Annotated in this window: 9 protein-coding genes; 5 read left to right on the forward strand and 4 right to left on the reverse strand. The window is 50.3% G+C overall.

Translation table 11 applies throughout. The features are described from left to right. The 3 genes from QFX30_RS08995 to QFX30_RS09080 form a co-directional block, all read left to right on the forward strand. On the forward strand, positions 1-182 hold a 182-nt coding region (locus tag QFX30_RS08995), incomplete at its 5' end, for a PAS domain-containing protein (protein ID WP_300491208.1). A gap of 10 nt (positions 183-192) precedes the next feature. Continuing rightward, a complete protein-coding gene (locus tag QFX30_RS09000; protein WP_300491211.1) occupies positions 193-612 on the forward strand; it encodes a sensor histidine kinase in 420 nt (139 codons plus the stop codon). Between the two features lie 49 nt (positions 613-661). Continuing rightward, the gene (locus QFX30_RS09080) at positions 662-832 is read left to right on the forward strand and encodes a hypothetical protein (protein WP_367186150.1); all 171 of its coding nucleotides are present in this window, start codon (positions 662-664) and stop codon (positions 830-832) included. Positions 833-967: 135 nt separating this feature from the next. Here the strand turns inward: QFX30_RS09080 and QFX30_RS09005 are convergent, their stop codons facing one another. Genes QFX30_RS09005 through QFX30_RS09020 form a run of 4 tightly spaced genes read right to left on the reverse strand, consistent with a single transcriptional unit; the run spans position 968 to position 3,973 of the window. Beyond that, complete coding sequence (locus tag QFX30_RS09005) at positions 968-1,324, reverse strand: hypothetical protein (RefSeq protein WP_300491214.1); 357 nt, start codon at positions 1,322-1,324, stop codon at positions 968-970. Positions 1,325-1,338: 14 nt separating this feature from the next. Then, a complete protein-coding gene (serS, locus tag QFX30_RS09010) occupies positions 1,339-2,880 on the reverse strand; it encodes a serine--tRNA ligase (protein WP_300491217.1) in 1,542 nt (513 codons plus the stop codon). A gap of 36 nt (positions 2,881-2,916) precedes the next feature. Next, positions 2,917-3,153, reverse strand: coding sequence for a KEOPS complex subunit Pcc1 (locus QFX30_RS09015; protein WP_300491219.1), 237 nt, complete (start codon positions 3,151-3,153; stop codon positions 2,917-2,919). 37 nt (positions 3,154-3,190) lie between these two features. Next, positions 3,191-3,973: an AAA family ATPase gene (locus QFX30_RS09020; RefSeq protein WP_300491221.1), complete on the reverse strand. Its 783-nt coding sequence runs from the start codon at positions 3,971-3,973 to the stop codon at positions 3,191-3,193. Positions 3,974-4,142: 169 nt separating this feature from the next. Between QFX30_RS09020 and rplJ the strand changes: the two genes are divergently transcribed. Further along, on the forward strand, positions 4,143-4,625 hold the full coding sequence (rplJ, locus tag QFX30_RS09025) for a 50S ribosomal protein L16 (RefSeq protein ID WP_300491224.1): 483 nt from the start codon (positions 4,143-4,145) through the stop codon (positions 4,623-4,625). A gap of 57 nt (positions 4,626-4,682) precedes the next feature. Further along, positions 4,683-6,255 (forward strand): phosphoenolpyruvate synthase (gene ppsA, locus QFX30_RS09030; protein WP_300491227.1); only part of this gene is annotated, 1,573 nt, incomplete at its 3' end.

A 6,255-nucleotide genomic window follows, 5' to 3' on the forward strand; every position in this document is an offset into this window, starting at 1 on the left:
GGATCAGTGAGAAGAAGTTCAGGTCACTCTTCGTGAAACTCCCTGTGGGTGTGGTCCTCATGGATGCCGATGGAAGGATACTGGCGTCCAACCCCACCATACGGGAGATTTTCAGGCAACCGGCAGATAATAGATTTATAGGTGAACTCCACAGGGACCTTGCAGACGTCAGAAAAACTTAGGGGGGAGTTCATGATAAGGGGGTATAGGTGGATACGGGTGATCATTAGAAGGATTGATGGGGGTTCCCTGGGAATATTTGAGGATCTAACAGATATCAAGAGGTCTGAGGAGAAAGCAAGAAGGTCCCTTGAGGCCAACAGAACACTCCTGTCAGAACTTCACCACCGTGTCAAGAACAACCTTCAGATCATCTCAAGCCTCATAAACCTCCAGGCAAGGGGAATGGAACATGATTCCTGTGAACTCATGAGGGCTCTGCAGCTTCGGATAAGGGCCATGACACTGGTCCATGATTTACTCCTTTCCAATCCAGAGTCAAGTACAGTGAACTTTGCATCTTACACAGAGAGGCTCCATCCTACCTGCGCAACATGTACAGGTCCAGTGTTCAGATTGAGGTGGACATTGGTGTGGTGGAATCAACATTGAGACGGCAGTTCCACTGGGACTCATTCTAAATGAACTTGTATCAAACAGCCTGAGACACGCATTCGATGATGGGGGGACCATCAGGGTATTCCTTGAGGATATCTCTAATGGTTTCCTTCTCAGGGTCAGTGATAATGGGGGGGCCTTCCAGAGGGCTTCAGCCTTGAGAAGACGCAGGACTTGGACTGGATATTGTGGCGGGCCTTGTGAGGCGGCTTGACGGGACACTCACATTTGAATCAAGGAGGGGCACATCATTCATTAAAGTTCAGGGAGCCCACTAGCTGGAGGATTGAGGTGAAGATCCTTCCCAGAACTCGATCATGACTTATTGAATTTTTTCACTTATGATCAGTTAACTGGAGATCCTTGTTCCCAGGAAACGGATTATCCTTTCAGGGTCACTCATGAGTATCCCTAGCACGTTTTCAGGGCTGCCATAGTATGGTGCGAGGTACACACTGTAAATGAGGTATGATAGAACAGCAAGGATACCCAGGATTATGAGAATGGCAATGAGTATCTTAACACCAAGACCCATTCCCTTCCTTTTCTCTTCACCGGACTCAACCCGCTCCCTGAAGAGCTTATCAGCACACCTCTCACAGTAATTCTTCCCTCCAAGCTTCAGACGACACTCCTCGCAGAGTATCCTCCCGCATATTATGCATGACGCCACACCTTCACGTTCAGGGTGCCTGTCACAGTTCAAATGACCACCTCAGATCAATCCTTGCCGGGCCAGGTAACTATACGGGGGGCCTCAACACCCTCAACTCGCTCCCTTATGAATTCCGGCCATTTCTCAATATTAAAGCCCTTCTGGGCCAGGAAACCGTATATCCACCTTGAAAGACCTATACCGGTGCATCCAGTCCATATGTTCATGTTACGGGCCTCCCTGATTGAGAATCCCTCAATGAAGTGTGTACCGTGGACATTGGCGGATACAACTGCCACACCCTTCTCCTGCCCTGGCAGTGAGAGCCTCATCTCATATTTGGGGACATCAGGAAACTCTATTCCCCTCTCCTCAACCCTTCTGCCCTCAAGGTAGAATGGGTCATCCCCCACCTCAGTGTACCATTCCAGTTCCAGTTCATCGGCAGCATCATATGAGAGTTCAACGGTGCGGTCACGTATCTCCTCGGTGTCCTGGGGGGATGCCAGCCACACAAGTTCTATCCTCTGGAACTCATGTACCCTATCGAGACCCTTGGCTCCCCCAGCCTCCCACCTGTAGGTCCAGCCACTCCTGTCAAAGAACTTTATGGGGAGATCATCCAGATTCACCACCTCATGTGAGAGGAACTGGTAGAATGGCTCGCACTGGGCCGGTGCAATAACATAGCCGGGATCCTTCAGACCCCTCTTCAGGAGGTCCATTGGCACCTCCCTGTTTATGATGAGCTCATTCTTGAACTCCTCAAAGGTTTCAGGGTCCCTGCTTGGGGCGCTGCAGTAGTACATCCCCTCAGGCAGGCCCTCAAGGTACCTCATCCTGTTCATAACCTCCAGGGGTATGAGTTTCGGGAAGAGGCACTCAACGAATCCCAGGGGCTTCACTATCCTTTCAATGAGGAACTCCTCCAGGGCACGGTGCAGGGCGGTTATCTGGGGCCCGTAGAACCACTGTCCACGCCCAGGAAACTTCTTAACCCACCCGAGCCTCATGGCCTCCTCCGTGGGGTCTCCATCAAAGAAGAACTCTCTTTTTTCGCTTCTTGCAACTATCTCACCGGGGGTTGCCCTTGTGACCCTGGCTGTGAGGTCCTGTGAGGATTCAACGAGGCTGAGGGCGTGCTTCACAACCCTATCCACCACGTGTTTCCTGAGTTCTGACTCATTAAGGGGCTGGAATCTAACCCTTATGGTGCCCTCTGAGATATCTGCGTCCTCCACAAATGGCAGCTCCCTGAGGCCGGGGATTTCTGATACCCCCGGGGCATCCATTTCAAGGGTGTAGTCCTCCACCTTAACACCCCTGACACCGACCCTGTAACGGGGCCCAAGGAGCTGCCCCAGGGGCTTTTTGAGTCTCAGAAGACCGTCATGGGCCCTCACACGTCTTCCTGATTCCATTTCAAGTTTCAGTGTGTCCCCCACGAGCTCCCATGATTTTACATGTGAAGCCTCCTTCTCCTGGCCCTCAGGGACTCCTCTCCGGAGAATGTCTTTTTCAGCCTCTTTCAGGAACTCTTCAATGTCCTTCTCTGCCTCTGGAACCTCTTTACTGAGTTTTATTATTCCCTTAAGTTTGAATTTCATCCAATCACCACATGCTAAGCCTGATTAAATCCTGGTTCATTCCTTCTCTGATTTAAATCCCATCATATTTTCGACTATCATCTCGGAGAATATGAGGTCATCTGCGGTGTTGAGGGCTGTTCCAATGGAATCTGATTCCATGGTGAACCTTACTGTTGAGCCGTCAATTTCAGATTCAACGTATGACCTGTTTTCGGGTTCAAGTGCCTTCATAACTATTTCGGCTTCCTCCTCTGATTCGTATTCCGCTTCTATGGTTACTGATATCCTCATTTCAGGTCTCCGTCCTGTGACGTTACCATCCATTAACTTATCTCTCCATTGAGGCTATCCTCTCGGAGATTTCTCTTATGGCCCTGAAGGCAGCCGATTCCGGGTGCATGGCAAGGGGCTCGCCCCTCATATCGGCCGCCACAACGGTCTTATCTGCGGGTACGCAGCCAAGAACGTCAATTCCAGCCTCCTCCAGCCTTTCACGCATGAATTCCTCATCCTCTTTGCCTGATACCTTGTTGATTATGGCCATTAACCTCTTAACGCCGATGTCTGCTGCGAGTTTCTTTATCCTTGATGCTGTTTCAAGTGATTTGAGGCCGGGTTCAACAACCACCACCATCAGATCAACGGATTCCGCGGTCCTCCTTCCAAGGTGCTCTATTCCAGCCTCCATGTCAAGGATCACCATTTCATCCTTTCTGAGTATCAGGTGGCGTAGCAGGGCCTTGAGGAGCACCGAGGCAGGGCAGACACAGCCGTCACCACCATGCTCCACGGTACCCATCACCATAACCCTCAGGTTGGGTCTCCTGGGGTGCTGGATTGAGAGTGAATCTGGAAGGTCACTTATCCTTGGGTTGAGCTTGAAAACCTCACCGAAGGATGAACCAGGCTCCGCTCCAGTACGCTCCCTTATAATATCCCTCATTTGGGATATGGGTGTTATCTCCTCTTCTATACCTATACTGGATGCAAGGTTCATGTCGGGGTCGGCGTCAATGGCAAAGACCCTGAATTTCCCAGCGAATATCCAGGCAAGGGTGCCGGCTATGGTTGTCTTGCCCACCCCACCCTTACCGGTTATGGCTATCTTCATGATGACACCATGGAAACTTTTAAAAACCATCCCTGCTAATTATATGTATCCTTATATTTTTCAGGTTGGATTTATTAACTGTTTGGCTTCCAAGACAATATTTATTAATGGTTACCGAGATACTCATTTCATAGTTATTCTCATGGACATGATCACAGGAGGATTATTTATGGTTCGTGCATACACAAGAAGAGAGTACATCAAGAAGATTCCAGGTTCAAAGATAGTTCAATATGATATGGGTAATCTCTCAGCTGAATTCCCGATTTCACTGAGCGTTGCTGTTAAGGCACCAGCCCAGATAAGCCACAATGCCCTGGAGGCAGCCAGGATAGCCTCAAACCGTTACATGCAGAGGAAGGCCGGTAGGATGGGTTACCACCTTAAGATAAGGGTCTACCCCCACCACATAGTCCGTGAAAACCCCATGGCGACAGGGGCCGGGGCTGACCGTGTCCAGGATGGTATGAGGAAGGCATTCGGGAAACCAGTGAGCACAGTGGCCCTTGTTAAAAAGAACCAGAAGATAATCACAATCGAGACAAACAAGAAGAACTTCAAGGATGCCAAGGAGGCCCTGAGAAGGGCTGCGATGAAGTTCCCTGTTCCATGCAGGATTGTGATTGACAGGGGCGAGGAACTCGTAAAATAAATTCTAATTTTTTCAAATTCACATTTTTTAGTGACACCAACTAGTTCAGGGGATAAAATGGTTAAGTATGTGGCGTTTTTTGAGGAACTCGGTAAGGATGATGTGGGAATCGCTGGCGGAAAGGGTGCAAACCTGGGTGAACTTACACAGGCGGGCATACCTGTTCCACCAGGATTCGTGGTTACAGCAGCAACCTATGACAAGTTCATGACAGACACGGGACTCCAGCCCATTGTAATGGAAATGCTTGAAAACCTTGACGTCAATGATACAAAGGAACTGCAGAGGGTATCCGCTGAGATAAAGGATATGATAACATCCACAGAGATACCCGAGGATATACAGACACTCATAATAGAGTCATACAATGCACTCTGCCAGAGGATAGGAAAGGATGATGTGTACGTCGCCATACGTTCCTCAGCCACAGCAGAGGACCTCCCTGAGGCTTCATTCGCGGGTCAGCAGGACACCTTCCTCAACATAAGGGGCGCAGAGGATGTGATGGAGTATGTCAGGAAGTGCTGGGCATCCCTCTTTGAGGCAAGGGCCATCTTCTACAGGGAGGAGAACAACTTCGACCACTCCAGGGTTTACATAGCGGTTGTTGTCCAGGAGATGGTTGACGCTGAAAAGGCGGGGGTCATGTTCACAGTCCACCCATCAACTGGGGAGGATAAGATCCTCATTGAGGGCTCCTGGGGTCTCGGTGAGGCTGTGGTTTCAGGTTCAGTGACCCCTGACACCTACTGGGTTGATAAGAGCACAGGCAAACTCCTTGAATTCACCGTCGGTGAGAAGAACGTTATGTTCACAAGAGAGGATGGCAGGACAGTGAAAAAGGAGGTCCCCCCTGAACTTCGAAACAAGAGGGTCCTCTCTGATGAGGAGATAGCAGCCCTCTCGGAGATGGGTAGAAGGATACAGGAACACTATGGCTCACCACAGGATACCGAGTGGGCCATAATGGATGGGGAGGTTTACATGCTACAGTCAAGGCCCATAACAACCCTCGGGGAAGCCGTGGAGGAAGGAGAGGTTAAATCGAAGGATGTGATACTCAAGGGCCTCGGGGCAAGTCCCGGCCTTGCATCAGGTAAGGTCAAGATAATAAGGGAGATCCATGAACTGGATAAGATACAGCTCGGCGACATCCTCGTCACGGTCATGACAACCCCTGACATGGTTCCTGCAATGAAGAGGGCCAGCGGTATAATAACCGATGAGGGTGGAGTCACCTGCCATGCCGCGATTGTATCAAGGGAACTTGGAATACCCTGTGTTGTCGGTACAGGCAATGCAACTGAGGTTCTAAAGGAGAACCAGGTTGTCAGCATTGACGGTAACAAGGGACTCGTCTACGAGGGCCGCGTCGTAGAGGAGGAGAAGAAAAAGGATGTCCAGGAGTCTGTCACCGTCGAGTCACCCATCCTTACGGTTACAGAGGTCAAGGTTAACGTTAGCATGCCTGAGGCTGCAAGGAAGGCCGCGGCAACAGGTGCAGATGGTGTTGGACTTCTGAGGACCGAGCACATGATGCTCACAACAGGCGTCCACCCGAGGAAATTCATTGAGGACGGACGTGAGGATGAACTTGTGAGGATCCTCGCGGAGAACATCCTCAAGGTTG

It is taken from the genome of Methanothermobacter sp., assembly GCF_030055435.1.
Classification (GTDB): Archaea; Methanobacteriota; Methanobacteria; order Methanobacteriales; family Methanothermobacteraceae; genus Methanothermobacter.